Origin of the sequence: Microcystis sp. M113S1, assembly GCF_020246945.1 — a bacterium.
In the GTDB taxonomy this organism is placed as follows: Bacteria; Cyanobacteriota; Cyanobacteriia; order Cyanobacteriales; family Microcystaceae; genus Microcystis.
In genome coordinates this window covers 1-16,934 of record NZ_JADBSA010000271.1, presented here as the reverse complement: position 1 = coordinate 16,934, position 16,934 = coordinate 1, and the positions used below count along the sequence as shown (strand labels likewise).

The window sequence follows — 16,934 nt, the reverse complement described above, 5'->3', positions numbered from 1 at the left end:
CGCATTTACCAATGTATCTAACTTCCCTAAGTTTGTCAACCCCTTTTGGCAAAATTTTTTGATCTTTTTTCTATCCCTTGCTACATCAGCCTTTCAGACCTTAGGGTTTTTTGCTAGTCCCTTGATTAGAACTGCTGCTGCTGACTTTCTAGTTTACTTGTACTAAGTATCTTCCGCAATTTAATTTTTTATTCAGTCCCTCTCGATCGCCGGGTCGATTTTGGGGTAATCTTAGATAGTCAACAACTCAGTTCCCTCTGATCAATAATAATTTCTAGTCAGCTTGCTCCCATCCCCGATTCTTTCCTTAGCTTTTTGCCTGCCGTTGTATCGATCTATTTTGAGCAAGAGAAGCTGAGAACCTTTGTGGCCGTTGATTTTGAACTTAGCTTGTGTCCGTCTGGGCCAGTTTTCCTAGCCATTGCCCCATAACTGATATATTTCCTGAAAAACTGGGCAATCTAGGACTAGACAGCATCGTGATAAGGGGGGATAAGACCTTGGACTCCGCTAACGCACAGAAAATTCTCGGCTATTTCATCGAAGAAGCAAAAGAACACCTGGAAACTTTGGAACAGGGGATTTTAGACTTAGGCAATCTCGTGAACAATACTGAACAGATGAACGAGATGTTTCGTGCCGCCCATTCCATCAAGGGGGGGGCGGCCATGTTAGGTTATAGCAGTATCCAAAAAACTGCTCACCGTCTTGAGGATGCTTTCAAAATACTGAAAGAAAATACCATACAAGTGGATCAAAAATTAGAATCTTTGTTCCTCAAGGGTTATGATCTGCTTCAGATATTGATCGATAAGCTGCCCGGTCCATTAGGTTTGCAAGCCGAGGAAGCTAATGCTATCGTTAAAAAAGGTGAACCTACTTTTGCCGAATTACAGTCCCATCTTAACTATCTTCTCGACAAAAAAAAATCTACCCCAGCGATTGCAGCAACCTCTTCTATTTCCATCAGCGTCAGAGATATCCTCAAACAGATGTTGCAACTGTTCAAACAGGAAGAAACCAGTGCTTCCCGTCAGCAATTACAAAAATTAAATTTATCTCTGTCTCAATTGGCTTCAGAACAGCAAAAGTGGCAATATTTAGTTAAAAATGCCCAATCAGCCCTGGCTAACCCCAAACATTCCTACCGCACTCTCGCCCCGGTTATTATTAAAGAATTAAAACAAGCTAGTGATTTATTGGAATGGGGTTGCGGGGAAGAAATCACCGTCAGTCAAGAATTGCAGTTATTAGCCACCGCCAAATTACCACAAATCCTGATCACCCTAGAACCGGAATTAGTAGCTAGTACCCTGCTACAAATGTTTAATCGCCAACAGGTCTCGCAACTGGTACAGTTATTACAAATAAGACGTTGACATCTGCGCTGGTGTAAAAAGGTGGGGGATTCCCGGGAGAATAAACTTAATTGTTTTTAATTTTGGTGAGTTAGGAAGATATGTAATTAATTGTGCGCCCACCGAGGTGGCAATAATTCTAGAGGGTGAATTGGGATAGAGCCAAACCGGAAAAAGCTAAGATATGGCAAGATAAAAACTTAATGCTGACGGCTGACCAATATCAGACCTGATGCAGTATCTCTTTAGTCACCGGTCAAGCTGGGATTTACTGAGAGTAAGCAATCTGCTAGAGTTTTAACGTTCGTTAAATTTCTCGGGCAGAGAAAACAAACAAAACCATAATGGTGTTAATGGGTGTGTGGAAGTGCTTAAAAATCTCAATTTTTCGGGGCGATATTCCTCGCTGGCCCTGCTGCTGGCTATTTTCGGATTATTTCACGGGACGGTAATGGCCGAAGAAGAACCGCAAGAAACGGTTTTTCCCCGCGTCGAGCAGATAGTACAGTTTCCTCCTGCGACGGGAGAAACTACGCCACCCGTGGCAGCACCGCCGGAAACCCCGACGGAAACCCCAAGCCCCGCAGAAACTCCCACAACAGCCCCACCGGTGGCGGCGGAGGAGTCGCGAGTTTTGGTGGCCGAAGTGGTAGTACAGGGGGCCGATCGAGAATTAGAAAATCTAGTTTATAATACCATTCGCACCCGACCAGGACGAAGCACGACTCGATCGCAACTGCAAGAAGATATTAACGCCGTTTTTGCCACGGGCTTTTTTGCTGATGTGCGGGCAGTTCCCCAAGATACGCCTCTAGGGGTGCGAGTCACCTTTGAGGTGCAACCTAACCCCGTTTTTCAGGGCGTACAGATTCAAATTGCCCCGGAAACTATGGACAAATCGATTTTACCTGCCGGGGTGGTCGAGGAAATTTTCGCTAGTCAATACGGCAAAACCCTGAATTTGCGGGAATTACAGGCGGGGGTAAAAAAAATCAATGACTGGTACAGCAAAAACGGCTATGATCTGGCCCAGGTAATCGGTGCGCCGCAAGTCACTCCCGATGGTAGGGTGATTCTGGTCATTTCCGAAGGTTTAATCGAAAAAATTCAAGTACGCTACTTTAACGTCGAACAGGAACCGGTCAAGGGTAAAACTAGAGAATTTATCATTACTAGGGAAATGCGCCTAAAAGCGGGGGATATTTTTAACCGCAATACGGCCCAACAGGATTTACAGCGTGTTTTCGGTCTCGGTTTATTCGAGGATGTGCGTCTGTCTTTTTCTCCCGGCAGCGACCCAAGGGAGGTGATTGTTAACGTCGATGTGGTGGAAGGTAATACCGGTTCCGTGGCTGCTGGGGGTGGTATTAGCTCGAATGCGGGCTTATTCGGGACTGTTAGCTATCAACAGCGCAATTTTGGCGGTAATAACCAAACTTTAGGGGCAGAAGTCCAGTTAGGGGAACGGGAATTTTTATTTGATCTGAATTTTTCCGATCCTTGGATTGCCAAGGATAATTTCCGCACTTCCTACACGGTGAACGTTTTCCGGCGACAGTCGATTTCTCTGGTTTATGATGGGGAAAATTCCTCGATTCGGACGCTTAACGATAATGATAGTCCCCGTATCGTCCGGACGGGTGGCGGTATTACTTTTGTCCGTCCTTTGGCCCCCGATGTGTTTACGAAACCAAAATGGGTGGTTTCCCTAGGCTTTAACTATCAACAGGTACAGGTGCAAAATGCCAATGGTGACATCTCCCCCCTGTCTGCACCTCTCAATGGTTTTGGCAGTCAACAACTGGCTTTTAGTTCCTCTGGGATCGATGATATACTTTCTCTAAATATTGGCGCTATTCGAGATTTTCGCGATAATCCCCTGCAGCCCACCAGTGGTTCTTTCCTGCGTCTAGGTTTAGAACAAACTATTCCGGTCGGTTCTGGCAGTATTTTCGGCACTCGTGTTCGGGGTAGTTACAGTTACTTTATCCCCGTTCGGTTTATTAATCCCTTTAATCTCTTTGAAACCGATATTTTTAAAGGTCAGCAATCCCTCGCTTTTAATGTGCAAGCAGGGACAGTATTAGGCGATTTACCCCCCTACGATGCTTTTATCGTTGGGGGTAGTAACTCTGTACGGGGTTACGCCGAGGGAGAAGTGGGTAGCGGTCGCAGTTATTTCCAAGCGACGGCCGAATATCGTTTTCCCATAGTAGCAATTATTGGGGGGGCGTTATTTGTCGATTTCGGCACTACTATTGGTTCCCAAGGGGATGTCCCCGGTCAACCCGGGATTGTCCGGGGTTTACCCGGTACCGGTCTCGGTTACGGTTTAGGTGTTCGGGTACAATCTCCCGTCGGCCAAATTCGGGTTGACTACGGTTTTAATGTCGATGGTGGTTCTCGTCTCCATTTCGGTATCGGGGAACGATTCTAATCAGTTATCAGTTATCAGTGATCAGTTATCGATAAATTTAGTTCTTTTTGTTGTTCACTGATAAAAGCTTTATTACTTAATAATTATGGTTTCTACTATCGCTAAACAATTTGAATTATCGGGAATTGGCCTGCATTCGGGGGAGATAACACGGGTGTGCGTCTGTGGGGCAAATCCGGGGGAAGGACGTTATTTTGTCCGCAGAGATTTAGCCAATCAACCGATTATTCCCGCTCTAGTTTCTTCGGTTTACCAAACGACTTTATCAACGGAATTGGGACAAGGAGAAGCCAAGGTTAGAACCGTTGAGCATTTATTAGCGGCCTTAACCGCTTTGGGGGTAGAGGATGCTCGCATTGAGGTGGATGGTGCGGAAATTCCCCTCCTCGATGGTTCGGCCAAAATCTGGGTAGAAGCGATCGAAAATGCTGGTTTAGATAACTCTTTTTCTCCATCAGATTTAACTATTTCTCAACCGATTTGGTTGTACGAAGGAGATGCTTTTGTGGCGGCGATTCCTTCCCCTGAATTACGTTTTACCTACGGGATCGATTTTACCTATAAACCCATCGGTAATCAATGGTATAGTTGGAGTCCTGATCAGGAAAGTTTTAGTCAAGCGATCGCAGCTGCCCGGACTTTCGGTTTTGCCGATCAAATTGAATATTTACAAAAGGCTGGTTTAATTAAAGGAGGCAGTTTAGAAAATGCTTTAGTCTGCGATCAAAATCAATGGTTAAATCCTCCTTTACGGTTTGAAAATGAGCCAGCAAGACATAAATTATTGGACTTAATTGGTGATTTGAGTTTACTGGGAACTATTCCCACAGGTCATTACATGGCTTTTAAAGCCAGTCATAAACTTCACGTGCAATTAGCTAAAGCAATTCAGGGTTAACTAATTAGGGTTTGCCGAATAAATCTAAAAACCTTGTTGGATAATATCTTTAGGCTTTTTTGAAATCAAAAAGTGGCAGCCATTAGAGTGATCGGGGGGGGAAATTTAGGCACTTTTTCCCTGAAAATTAGGTAATTGACCACCTGAAAATGGGTAAAACCCGACACCCGACACCCGACACCCGACACCTTACACCCGACTTCCCACTTCCCACACCCCGCTCCCTATCCCCGAACATTTATCAAGACTCCGAGCGAAAAATCCGCGTTTGTTCACACAGCTTAATTAAGAGTTGTAACTTTTAATGAACAGGAAGGGAGTCTAGGGCTGAGAGCTTGCTATAGTGAATCCTAGCCGTTTTTTCGCGGCTCGTCATTATCACCTCAGAGCCTTTACTCGTCTCAATCATCATCCCAGAGTAAAATCAATAATCCCTATGGTCAGCACGATCCAAAAACCAGAATTCGAGGAAATCCGTCCGGGTATAAAAGTTCCCGCTAAAGAAACGATCCTCACTCCCCGCTTCTACACCACTGATTTTGAAGCGATGGCGGAAATGTCGATCGCCGCTAACGAGGAAGAACTGAAAGCGATTTTAGAGGAATTCCGTACCGATTATAACCGGCATCACTTCGTTCGCAATCAAGAATTCGATCGCTCTTGGGAGCATATCGATGGCGAAACTCGCCGCTTATTCGTGGAATTTCTGGAAAGATCCTGCACGGCCGAATTTTCTGGCTTTCTTCTCTACAAAGAACTCGGCAGACGTTTAAAAAACAGAAATCCCCTCCTTGCAGAATGCTTTAACCTCATGTCCCGGGACGAAGCGCGTCACGCTGGATTCCTTAATAAGGCTTTATCGGATTTTAACCTCTCCCTTGACTTGGGATTTTTAACCAAAAGCCGTAACTACACCTTCTTTAAACCGAAATTTATCTTCTACGCCACCTATCTTTCCGAAAAAATCGGTTATTGGCGCTATATCACCATTTATCGTCATCTCGAACAACATCCCGAAGATCGGGTTTATCCGATTTTTAACTTCTTCGAGAATTGGTGTCAAGACGAAAACCGTCACGGGGACTTCTTTGATGCGATCATGCGTGCGCAGCCTGATATTCTTAATGATTGGCGCGCTCGTCTCTGGTGTCGTTTCTTCCTGCTTTCGGTCTTCGCTACGATGTATCTCAATGATACTCAGCGTTCTGGTTTCTACGCCATTCTCGGTTTGGACGCTCGCGAGTACGATAAGTATGTGATCGAGAAGACCAATGAAACCGCCGGCCGCGTCTTCCCGATTATTCTCGATGTGGATAGTCCCGAATTTTATGATCGCCTAGAGATTTGTGTTGGCAATAACGAGGGATTACGGGCGATCGATAGCGAAAACAGTGCCGCACCGGTTAAATTACTGAAGAAATTGCCTATCTTCGCCTCTAACGCTTGGCAATTCCTCAAATTGTACCTGATGAAACCGATTCGGGTCGATAAATTAGCCGGTAGCGTCCGTTAAAAAGTTTGTTTTCTTGAGACATGGTGAGGGTGGGTGAAACCACCCTTTTTTTGTCGATAAAATTCTTAAGAAAATCCTCTAACATTTCTATCCTCGCTAGACTGGATCCTAGGGGTGTTAACTAGCTTTTTACTTTTTACTTTTTACTTTTTCCTGTCAAAAATATGGCTATTTATAGTGAATTACCCACAGGACAACGTCTCTATCTCGATAATCAAGGGCTGCAGACGATTGTAACTCTCGCTAGTGGTGCAGTGGGACAACAACAGCAGTCTAGCAGTAGTTTTGCTACGGGAGTTTGGACAAAAGAACCCCAAATAGAGATAATTCCCCAAGGGGCAATTATTGAAATTATCACTGAAACTGGAGCCCACAGAATCCAAATTCAAGGAAGCAGTATCGGTTTTTCCTCTCCTCATACCTCTGGAGTTTCTCAGTCCTCTCAATCGACCACTGCTACCAGTTTCTCCTCCTCACCGATGCAACCGATGCAACCGATGCAACCGATGAAAATGGGTAATATGTCGATGAATTTTGCCCCCATGGAAATGCAAATGGGAGATATGAAAATGAGTATGGGAGACGCAAAAACCGTCAGTCAAGTGCGATTTTGTCGTCAATGCGGGGCAAAAGTAGCGGCAACCGATCGCTTTTGTAGTAGCTGTGGTCATCAGTTACCCCAGACAAAGAGTTTTTAGAACGACGGGGTTTTAAACCCAATTTTCCGATAAAGCCGTCCTAAAAGGACGGGGTTTCAGAGCCAATTTTTCGATGAACGATCAACGAGATATTAACAAACTCAACGCTGGCTCTGTAGTGTCAGTGCGAGGAAGCATCATTGATGTCTATAAAAATTTGGCTAGTTTTGTTGAATTATCGCTCGGCAACCTTCAGAGTTTTTCTTAATTTTTAAAAACACAACTCTCAACCTCTAAATTAGGTTCTCAATTCAGTTTGTGAGAAATGCGGGATCTAACCCCCCCTTGCCTCTTGCCTCTTGCCTTTCTTCACTAGGAAATTTATTTTGCACCACTACTTACAATTTTTTACTCTCTCATAAATCATCGATTCATAGCGGCTTGTATGATGCTGTCTTAATCTGATCAAACTCAATCTTTCGCTAATATACTTTTGGCACTTTTGACAATGAAACTGGCGGCGTGGTACTTCTAAATATACTGAACTGCCTAATATTGATAAATCTCTGACTAGATTATACTCTGTCTGATTGATTCTGTCCAAGATTTGATGGCAATTATGACATTCAATTGTTTCATTTAAAAGAGCGAGCTTTAGGAAAATTGTCTGAGCAATTTTTTGATAATTGACCACTGTTACATTTGGTAAATCGAGGAGTTGATCAAAATTTATCCACATAACCCACCTCCTGTTCTGTGTTACCATTATACCATGCTCACACAGAACCTAGAAGAGCCCGGATTTGACGATTTGGTAGATTTCTTTTCTTTAGAAATTACTCCGACGGACTATCTTGATATAGTTGAAAGCTGCGGGGTAGATGTTGATGAATATTTAGAGATAATCAACGAGAACCTGTATGATATCGTATAATGCTAGTAATTCTAATCACTGGCAGTCTGTCTGGAATCAAAGCTTTACAGCAGAACCAGCACCGGGAGACAGACCAGAATTAGAGCGGTTTTTTCCTTTACCAGAAATTTCTGTGCCGATTCAGTTAAGCTCTAGTTTACTTGCTTTTTGCGCTACAAGTCAAGGTGCTAATCCTCAATGGAAGCTTGGGGCTAACGTCAAGCGCAAGTATGTCACGGGGTTGACTGTGGGGGGAAACCCTGACGCGGTGGTAGATAGTAAGCGAATTTTTTTAAATCAATTTTCGCTACTTAGATACCCTGTTAGTTTTGGTTCGAGTTATTCCTTGTTAATTTCGGTTCCTTATTGGCACAGACAAATTTCATTGTATTTATGGGAATATACCGGACTGATTATTGACACATCCGAGCAAAAGCTCGATAAACGACCCGCGACGGGTTCCCCCTACTGATAGCGATAGAGAACGCAAGATTTGACAACTTGCGATCGAACTCGATAAAATTCGTGAGGGGTATCTATGATAAGAAATTATTCAATCAATCGATCGGGTGACATTCTAGGCTATGATTTCCCTGACTATAGTTATTTCTCTACATTAAGGAAAATCGACAATGACAGCCTTTCCCATCGATTTGACTGCCTATAAACCCATCAGTCTTGACCCCAGTAACCCCACCCTCACCGACCACCAAAGAAGCACCCTAAAAGCCAATATCCAACTCTGTCGCGATGCTATCATCTTTTTTACCGCCACGGGTGCGGCCCGGGGTGTGGGTGGACACACCGGCGGCCCCTACGATACCGTCCCGGAAGTGGTGATTCTCGATGCTCTTTTCCGCAGTCAACCTAGTCAATTTGTACCAATTTTCTTCGATGAAGCGGGACACCGCGTCGGTACTCAATATCTCCTGTCTGCGTTAGAAGGTTCTTTACCCCCAGAACAATTAATGCACTACCGCGAGGCTAATTCTAAACTCCCCGGACACCCGGAATTAGGATTAACCCCCGGCGTAAAATTTAGTTCTGGCCGTTTAGGACATATGTGGCCCTACGTTAACGGTGTCGCTTTAGCTAACCCCGGAAAAACCGTTTTTTGTTTAGGTTCCGATGGTTCTCAACAGGAAGGCAATGACGCAGAAGCTGCCCGTTTGGCCGTGGCTCAACACATCAATGTTAAGCTGATTATTGATGATAATGATGTGACGATTGCTGGTAATCCTTCCAAATATTTACCCGGTTATGATGTGGCTAAAACTCTCGCTGGCCATGGACTAAAAGTGTTAGTGGGAGATGGGGAAGATATCGATAGTTTGTATCGCAATATCTGTGAAGCAATTAATACTCCCGGCCCGATTGCAATTATTAATAAACGTCCCATGTGTCCCGGTATTGAAGGTTTAGAAGGTTCTAACCACGGTCATGATGTTATTTCTGTACCCTTGGCTTTGAAATATTTAGAGGCAAAAGGACACAGTGCCGCCGTGGAATATCTCAACAGTATTAAGAAGCCTTCTAATGACTATAAATTCCTCGGTTCTGGGGATAAATGGGGTTCCAACCGCAACGTTTTCGGCGAAGCTGTAGTCAGTCTTTTAGGCAAAATGAGCGAGGAAGAACGCAAGGCTAAGGTATTAGTAGTAGATAGCGATTTAGAGGGTTCCTGCGGTCTGAAAATTATCCACGATAAACATCCCGAAGTGTTTATTCCTTCCGGTATTATGGAACGGGGCAATCTTTCGGCAGCCGCTGGTTTTGGTATGGAAAAAGGTAAACAGGGAATTTTCGCCACCTTTGCCGCTTTTCTAGAAATGTGTATTTCTGAAATCACCATGGCGCGTTTGAATTATTCTAATCTTTTATGTCATTTTTCCCATTCTGGTATCGATGACATGGCAGATAATACCTGTCACTTTGGTTTGAATAATTTCTTTGCCGATAATGGACTGGATGACGGTTACGAAACCCGTCTTTATTTCCCGGCCGATGCGGCACAAATGACCGCTTGTGTCGAGGCAACTTTCTATCAACCCGGCCTACGTTTTATCTTCTCGACTCGTTCTAAAACTCCCAATATTCTTGATACTAAGGGTAATAATTTCTTTGGCGATGGTTACACCTTTGTCCCCGGAAAAGATGAAGTAATTCGGGAAGGCACTGCCGGTTATATCATCAGCTTTGGAGATGGTTTATACCGCGCTTTAGATGCAGTGGAACGCTTAAAACAAGAAGGTGTTGACGTGGGTTTAATTAATAAACCGACTCTCAATGTGGTGGATGAAGAAATTATCGCTAAAGTTGGTAATTCTCCCTTTGTTTTAGTGGTAGAAGCATTTAACCGTCGTACGGGTTTAGGTAGCCGTTATGGTTCTTGGTTACTCGAACGCAGTTTAACTCCTAAATACGCCTATATCGGTACTCACCATGAAGGTTGTGGCGGTTTATGGGAACAATTCCCCCACCAAGGTATTGACCCAGTTGGTATCATTAGTAAAGTTAAATCTTTAATCGCTTAGATAGTATTTTAGGGTGGGCTTTAATCAGTAATCAGTAATCAGTAATCAGTGAACAGTGAACAGTAATCAGTCATCAGTGAACAGTAATCAGCTTCTGAAGGCAAGAGGCAAGAGGCAAGAGGCAAAAGGCAAAGGAAAGAATCTGGCAATTATCCTACCCAAAAAGAAGGTTATAAACTAATTATATCAAAGCTTTTAGCTTAACCAATTAGGTTTTAGATTCGGCCCTTGTAAACAGTAATCAGTAATCAGTAATCAGTAATTAGTAAACAGTGGACATCTTCGATAATTAAGATTTTAGCTTGGTTAAAAATTAAAACATTTGTACTAAAATTTTCCCAGAAGCCGTTTAAATCCATTACAACTTATAAACTTGAGGCACTTAAATCGCACAGTTGAGGGGAAATCCCCCTGAACTAGGTACGGTAAGCCCCTAGGAGCCGACAAACCAGTCAATCTAGAATAATCTCTAGGGTATAAAAGTAACCTCTTATAGAAAATGCAGCCAACCAATCCACAACAATTTACAGAAAAAGCTTGGGAGGCAATCGTCAAAACGCCGGACATTGCCAAACAGAACAGCCAGCAACAAATCGAAAGCGAACATCTAATGAAAGCCCTACTGGAACAGGAGGGATTAGCGGGCAGTGTCTTTAGTAAAGCTAATATTAGTCTAGCCCGTTTGCGGGATCGAACCGATGATTTTATCCGTCGTCAACCGAAAATATCTAACCCTGGCGACTCGATTTATTTAGGTCGTAGTTTAGATAGTTTACTCGATCGAGCAGAAAATTATCGCCGAGAATTTGGAGATGACTTTATCTCGATCGAGCATTTGATTTTAGGTTACGCTAAAGATGATCGCTTCGGTAAAAATATTTTTCAAGAATTCGGACTTACCGAAAACAAACTCAAGGAAATTATTCAACAAGTCAGAGGTAGTCAAAAAGTGACCGATCAGAATCCAGAAGGCAAATATGAGGCCCTAGAAAAATACGGACGGGATCTCACCCAATTGGCACGGGAAGGTAAATTAGACCCCGTAATTGGACGGGATGACGAAATCCGTCGCACGATTCAGATTCTCTCGCGTCGGACTAAAAATAACCCGGTTTTAATCGGGGAACCGGGAGTAGGAAAAACGGCTATTGTCGAAGGATTAGCCCAGCGGATTATTAACCGCGATGTGCCAGAATCTTTGTTGGATCGTACTCTTATTTCTCTCGATTTAGGTGGCTTAATTGCGGGAGCAAAATATCGCGGGGAATTTGAGGAAAGATTAAAAGCTGTCCTCAAGGAAGTCACCGATTCCCAAGGCAATATCATCATGTTTATTGACGAAATTCATACCGTTGTCGGTGCGGGAGCCACTCAAGGGGCAATGGATGCGGGCAATTTATTAAAACCAATGTTAGCCCGGGGTGAATTGCGTTGTATCGGAGCCACTACCCTCGATGAATACCGCAAATATATCGAAAAAGATGCGGCGTTAGAAAGACGCTTCCAAGAGGTTTTAGTGGATGAACCAAATGTGGTCGATACTATTTCGATTCTTCGCGGTCTCAAAGAACGTTATGAGGTGCATCATGGGGTAAAAATTGCCGATAATGCTTTAGTGGCAGCGGCACTGCTTTCTAATCGTTATATTAGCGATCGCTTTTTGCCAGACAAGGCCATTGATTTAGTTGATGAAGCGGCGGCAAAATTGAAGATGGAAATCACTTCTAAACCGGAAGAACTCGATGAAATTGATCGCAAAATTCTCCAGTTAGAAATGGAAAGACTTTCTCTACAACGGGAATATGATCCAGCTTCGCGAGAACGGTTAGAAAAGTTAGAAAAAGAACTGGCTAACCTCAAGGAAGAACAATCGGGATTAAATGCCCAATGGCAAGGGGAAAAAGAGATTATCGATCAAGTTCGTGGGGTTAAAGAAGCGATCGAACAAGTTAATCTGGAAATTCAACAGGCCGAACGAGATTATGATTATAATCGCGCTGCAGAATTAAAGTTCGGAAAATTAACCGATCTGCAGCGGCAAATGTCCGCCCTAGAAACTCAATTGGCCGACAAACAAACCACCGGTAAAAGTTTATTAAGGGAAGAAGTTCTCGAATCGGATATCGCCGAAATTATCTCGAAATGGACGGGAATTCCTCTCAATAAATTAATCGAATCGGAAAAAGAAAAACTCCTCAATCTGGAAGAGGAATTACACGAAAGTGTCATCGGTCAAGAGGAAGCAGTCACAGCCGTGGCCGAAGCGATTCAACGTTCCCGCGCCGGTTTATCGGACCCCCACCGTCCCACGGCCAGCTTTATTTTCCTCGGTCCGACGGGTGTTGGCAAGACAGAATTGGCGAAAGCTTTAGCGCGCAATCTCTTTGACACCGAAGAAGCCCTAGTTCGCATCGATATGTCGGAATACATGGAAAAACACAGCGTTTCCCGTCTCATGGGCGCGCCTCCGGGATACGTCGGCTACGATGAAGGGGGACAATTAACCGAGGCAATCCGGCGTCGTCCCTACTCTGTCATCCTCTTTGATGAGATTGAAAAAGCCCATCCCGACGTTTTTAACGTTATGTTACAAATCCTTGACGATGGGCGCTTAACCGACTCTCAAGGTCATCTGGTTGATTTCAAAAATACAATCATTATTATGACCAGTAATATCGGTTCTCAATACATTTTAGACGTGGCTGGTGATGAGTCTCGTTATGAGGAAATGCAGGCCCGGGTGATGGAAGCAATGCGGAATAGTTTCCGTCCCGAATTCCTCAATCGTATCGATGAAACGATCATTTTCCACAGCCTACAAAAAGCGCAACTGCGATCGATTGTCAAACTACAGACAGCCAATCTCAGCGATCGCTTGATGGAACAAAAATTAGCCCTGAAACTTGCCGATATTGCTCTCGATTATCTAGCAGAAATTGGTTATGATCCAGTGTACGGTGCGCGACCCTTAAAACGGGCAGTACAAAGATATGTGGAAACTCCGATCGCTAAGGCAATTCTGCGCGGCGAATTCAAAGGGGGAGACACGATTTTTGTCGATGTGGCCGATGAAAGATTGACCTTTAAACGGTTAGCTTCCCCGGTAGTAACTGCTTAATTAGGGTTTGCTGAATAAATCTAAAAACCTTGTTGGATAATATCTTTAGACTTTTTGTCAATCAAAAAGTACCGGATATGGGAGTGATCGGGGGGAAAATTCCGGGACTTTTTCCCTGAAAATTAGGTGTTTGACCACCTGAAAATCGGTAAAACCCCACACCCCACACCCCACACCCTGCCACCACCGAAAAACTTTTTCAGCATACCCTAATTATTAGCAAGGGTGAGCATCTCACTGGTGCGGCGAGTATTAATGCTTAGGGCTTTTAAAAACTATAAAACCTTGAACTTTATCAAAAAGAGAAATGAGATTATTATAGTTGGAACATCGCCAATTCAAAATCTATCTGCATGGCAGGAACAATCCAATGTTATCAGAGTTATCAGAAAATGAAAAAAGAATTCAAGAGTTATCCCGAGAGTTAGGAGTGTGTCTCTAGGAGCAATCCCAAATTAGGAAACTTAAGAGGAGACTGTCAGAGATTTAATGATTGAGTAGGTCAACCCAGAAATCGGTATTTTTTGCTCAAAACAAGCCCGAAAGAAACCGCCAGTCGGACGCTTAGATGTGGTTAATTCTCAACATCTAGCAAAACATGAAAGTTTGTTGAGGAGATGAACATGATAGTATCTGGAATTTATTTCGTGAGATCGGAGAGAAACAGGAAAGAATTGAAATTTTGGACTGGTATCATTTAATCGAAAACCTTCAAGGGAAAACTGCTAGATATAAGCAATGTACTGTTCTGATAGCCTTGGCATGATTCAGAGCTAAACCCACAGGTCAAAAATTAAATCATAAAATCCTGCTTGTTTGGCTGGAAAATCGCCCCTTTCTATCCTAGCAATAATTGATGGTAAAGCTGCGATGAAAGCAGGGCTTCTCTCCTTCGGGTGTAGACTCCAAGCTCTAGGGTTGCTGAGGTTAATCCTCAGATAATCCGTCTGTTTGAGCTTCTCAGAAATCATAATTTCCCAGGAATCTAATTTGCCCTTTCCAGTCCAGATATTTAGGGCTGTTTTCATGCCTTCTGGCCAATTGTTTACCAACTGCTGCCGGTATTTATTATACCAGATGATAGGCAGGGGTAATAACTCATCAAACCGGTTACATTTGAGCAAATATAGGCGACTTCCAAAATATTTAAATTCATAAAAACCTTGAGGATTTAGTTGGCCCATATCTGATTCACAAAACTTACCATCAGAGATGGGCGGTCCTGTCATAGGACGGACAAACATAATCTGAGGATTTGCTTCCATCAGATCAATTCCTTCAGCAATCCATCTGTAGCTTGGCTCTTGGTACATCATCATATCGCTATCAAAATGAACCAGATAGTCACTCTGACATTCTTCTATCTTAAAAATCGAGCCAAGGATCGGATAGCCTTTATAGTTATGAGTAGGTTTTATGGCACTGCCGAAATGTTTTAGATATAATCGTTCTTGATACCTAGGATCATAATTAAAATCTACAATGCGGTCAACTACCCCCTTGTGCAGCAAAGTTTGTGCACATTGGCGTAAATATTCCATCGTACCAATACCCAGACGATTAACTTTTTCCCCACTTAAAGCAGCCGTGTCTATGGCTAACACTTTTTCTTGAAAGGGGAAATTACACATCTTAACTATATGGGGGATGGTAAGCATCATAAATGGTAAGTCAGTTCGCGCTACAAAAAACCAGAGCGAACAAGTGGGAGATGCCATTAATTTTGCCTCTAACTATTTAGATACGGAACGGGGCTTATTATAACATCTTCACAGCTTTTGTTTACCCCTTTTGGCAGTCTAAACCCCGCCCTAGTCCCCAGTATCATAGAGTTAGTTGACAAGACTCGGGTTTTTGAGTTAATTTTTGAGAAGATGCCCAACTTGAACGATTAATCTCTGACTATTTTATGACTTTCCCCTTTGTCTCGATTATCATTCCTGTTTTTAATGATGTAGAGCACTTGAAAATTTGCCTAGAAGCTCTTGAGCGACAAATATATCCTACGGACGATTGGGAGATCGTCGTTGTCGATAACGGGCCTGATGATAGCATTAAAGATTGCGTGGCTCGATTTCCTCGAGCATCTTATCTGGTAGAAACCATCCCTACACAATTTGCCGCCCGCAACAAGGGGATTAGGGAATGCCGGGGTGAAATCAAAGTATCAACACTATATTGAACAATTGGTAGCTGAAAATTCCGACTGGATTCAACTGTATAAGGATCTTCCCTATGCAGATTATTGTAATGTACTGTACAAATGTAGGTATGGTATCCATCCCAAGAAAGACCAGTTTGGTATCTCCGTAGCCGAAATGGTGAGAGCAGATATCATTCCCTTTGTACAGAAAATAGGAGGTCAAACGGAAATCGTCGGTAAGCACAATACAGAATTGCAATTTAACACTATGGAAGAAGCAGTAGAAAAGATTATTGCAGTAATTAGCAATGAAAAGAAACAGGAAGAGCTTTTAATGTCCCTCGCCCATCAAAAGTCTCTTTTTTCATCAGAGAAATTTCAAAGGAAAATCAGTCAATTTGTGGATAATTATTTCTCTGACAACGTTTCCGAAACCTAGGCAAGAGATTTTAACGCTTGCACATACTCTTTGGCTACATCATCCCAAGTCCACAGGCGTTTCGTCACTCTAGGGGAGCATCTCACTTGTGCAATGAGTATTAATACTTATGGCTGTCAAAAAATATAAAACCTTGAACTTTAAACCGCTCAAATAAGTTGAGACCCGTAGTTTTTCCTCCTCTGTTTTAAGATGAGTTTTGATTCATAAGCGATCAGCCAAAACGAGAGGCGCTCTATATTTATCAGTATTCTAAAATGGAAGCATGGGATTTTTGCTTGAATCTATGACTGTAACACTGCTCGCACCACCGGCTGAAATAATTCACCTGTCCGGGATTAGCTGGAAAACCTACGAAACGCTGCTCGCAGAAATGAGCGATCGCCGTCTGCGGCTGACCTACAATCGTGGCATTTTAGAAATCATGGCTCCTTCGACCGGACACGAATTTAGTAAAACACTCATCGGTCGCTTTGTCGAAACCCTAGCGGAAGAATCGCTAGTCCCGATTTATAGAAATTGATGTCACCAGCAGTTCTCAAAATCGCCTTCAGGTTTATGCAGATCTAGGCGTGGCAGAGGTTTGGGTTTATAATGGGGAATCTCTGGTCATCCAACAATTACAAAATGGCACTTATATCACCTCCCCAACCAGTCGATTTTTTATAAATATTCCTATTTCAGAGATTGCTGGATTTTTACAACAAGCTGAAACATTGGATTACCTAGAGTTAGTCAAAGCATTTCGGAATTGGGTAAGAAGTCAGTTGAAAAAATAAAAGGAAGATTTTTCAACGTTAAATCTCATAGTTAGTAAAAGTATAGTCAAATATAGACAGACTGAATTCCATTTCAGAAATTCCCTTCACTTTTACTTCGAGAGATTAATTCTCCTTGGGTGAACTACGCACCTCTCTATCCCATAGCGGTTAAACGCATTTGG

Annotated in this window: 11 protein-coding genes and 2 pseudogenes; 11 read left to right on the top strand and 2 right to left on the bottom strand. The window is 43.1% G+C overall.

What is annotated here, in order from left to right; translation table 11 throughout:
- Positions 1 to 500 precede the first annotated feature (500 nt).
- The 5 genes from IM319_RS13685 (at position 501) to IM319_RS13665 (ending at position 6,904) form a co-directional block, all read left to right on the top strand.
- Positions 501 to 1,379, top strand: a complete 879-nt coding sequence (locus IM319_RS13685) for an Hpt domain-containing protein (protein ID WP_287735940.1) — start codon at positions 501 to 503, stop codon at positions 1,377 to 1,379.
- A gap of 430 nt (positions 1,380 to 1,809) precedes the next feature.
- Positions 1,810 to 3,795, top strand: coding sequence for a BamA/TamA family outer membrane protein (locus IM319_RS13680; protein ID WP_425185148.1), 1,986 nt, complete (start codon positions 1,810 to 1,812; stop codon positions 3,793 to 3,795).
- An 85-nt stretch (positions 3,796 to 3,880) separates the two neighbouring features.
- Positions 3,881 to 4,693 (top strand): UDP-3-O-acyl-N-acetylglucosamine deacetylase, encoded by an 813-nt coding sequence (gene lpxC, locus IM319_RS13675; RefSeq protein ID WP_287735938.1) that lies wholly within the window; start codon positions 3,881 to 3,883, stop codon positions 4,691 to 4,693.
- 436 nt (positions 4,694 to 5,129) lie between these two features.
- Positions 5,130 to 6,206, top strand: a complete 1,077-nt coding sequence (acsF, locus tag IM319_RS13670; RefSeq protein ID WP_286823639.1) for a magnesium-protoporphyrin IX monomethyl ester (oxidative) cyclase — start codon at positions 5,130 to 5,132, stop codon at positions 6,204 to 6,206.
- Positions 6,207 to 6,370: 164 nt separating this feature from the next.
- Positions 6,371 to 6,904, top strand: coding sequence for a zinc ribbon domain-containing protein (locus IM319_RS13665; protein WP_287686422.1), 534 nt, complete (start codon positions 6,371 to 6,373; stop codon positions 6,902 to 6,904).
- A 340-nt stretch (positions 6,905 to 7,244) separates the two neighbouring features.
- On the opposite strand, the pseudogene IM319_RS13660 reads toward IM319_RS13665, so the two are convergent.
- Positions 7,245 to 7,583: pseudogene (locus IM319_RS13660) on the bottom strand (transposase family protein); the annotation flags it as partial.
- 181 nt (positions 7,584 to 7,764) lie between these two features.
- On the opposite strand from IM319_RS13660, the gene IM319_RS13655 reads away from it, so the two are divergent.
- The 3 genes from IM319_RS13655 to clpB all read left to right on the top strand — a co-directional run bounded on the left by IM319_RS13655 (position 7,765) and on the right by clpB (position 13,409).
- Complete coding sequence (locus IM319_RS13655; protein ID WP_287686421.1) at positions 7,765 to 8,229, top strand: hypothetical protein; 465 nt, start codon at positions 7,765 to 7,767, stop codon at positions 8,227 to 8,229.
- A 160-nt stretch (positions 8,230 to 8,389) separates the two neighbouring features.
- Positions 8,390 to 10,291, top strand: a complete 1,902-nt coding sequence (locus IM319_RS13650) for a transketolase C-terminal domain-containing protein (protein ID WP_287686419.1) — start codon at positions 8,390 to 8,392, stop codon at positions 10,289 to 10,291.
- Positions 10,292 to 10,790: 499 nt separating this feature from the next.
- Entirely contained in the window at positions 10,791 to 13,409 is a 2,619-nt protein-coding gene (gene clpB, locus IM319_RS13645) for an ATP-dependent chaperone ClpB (RefSeq protein WP_287735937.1), read from the top strand.
- Positions 13,410 to 14,182: 773 nt separating this feature from the next.
- Here the strand turns inward: clpB and IM319_RS13635 are convergent.
- Positions 14,183 to 15,127: a hypothetical protein gene (locus IM319_RS13635; RefSeq protein WP_287735936.1), complete on the bottom strand. Its 945-nt coding sequence runs from the start codon at positions 15,125 to 15,127 to the stop codon at positions 14,183 to 14,185.
- A 191-nt stretch (positions 15,128 to 15,318) separates the two neighbouring features.
- On the opposite strand from IM319_RS13635, the gene IM319_RS13630 reads away from it, so the two are divergent.
- From IM319_RS13630 to IM319_RS22545, 3 genes and pseudogenes are all read left to right on the top strand, one after another.
- Positions 15,319 to 15,591 (top strand): glycosyltransferase family 2 protein, encoded by a 273-nt coding sequence (locus IM319_RS13630; RefSeq protein WP_287735935.1) that lies wholly within the window; start codon positions 15,319 to 15,321, stop codon positions 15,589 to 15,591.
- Positions 15,563 to 15,991, top strand: coding sequence for a glycosyltransferase (locus IM319_RS13625; protein ID WP_287735934.1), 429 nt, complete (start codon positions 15,563 to 15,565; stop codon positions 15,989 to 15,991). The genes IM319_RS13630 and IM319_RS13625 overlap by 29 nt, the downstream gene beginning before the upstream one ends.
- Positions 15,992 to 16,277: 286 nt before the next feature.
- Positions 16,278 to 16,770 (top strand): annotated as a pseudogene (locus IM319_RS22545) (Uma2 family endonuclease).
- Positions 16,771 to 16,934: the final 164 nt, after the last annotated feature.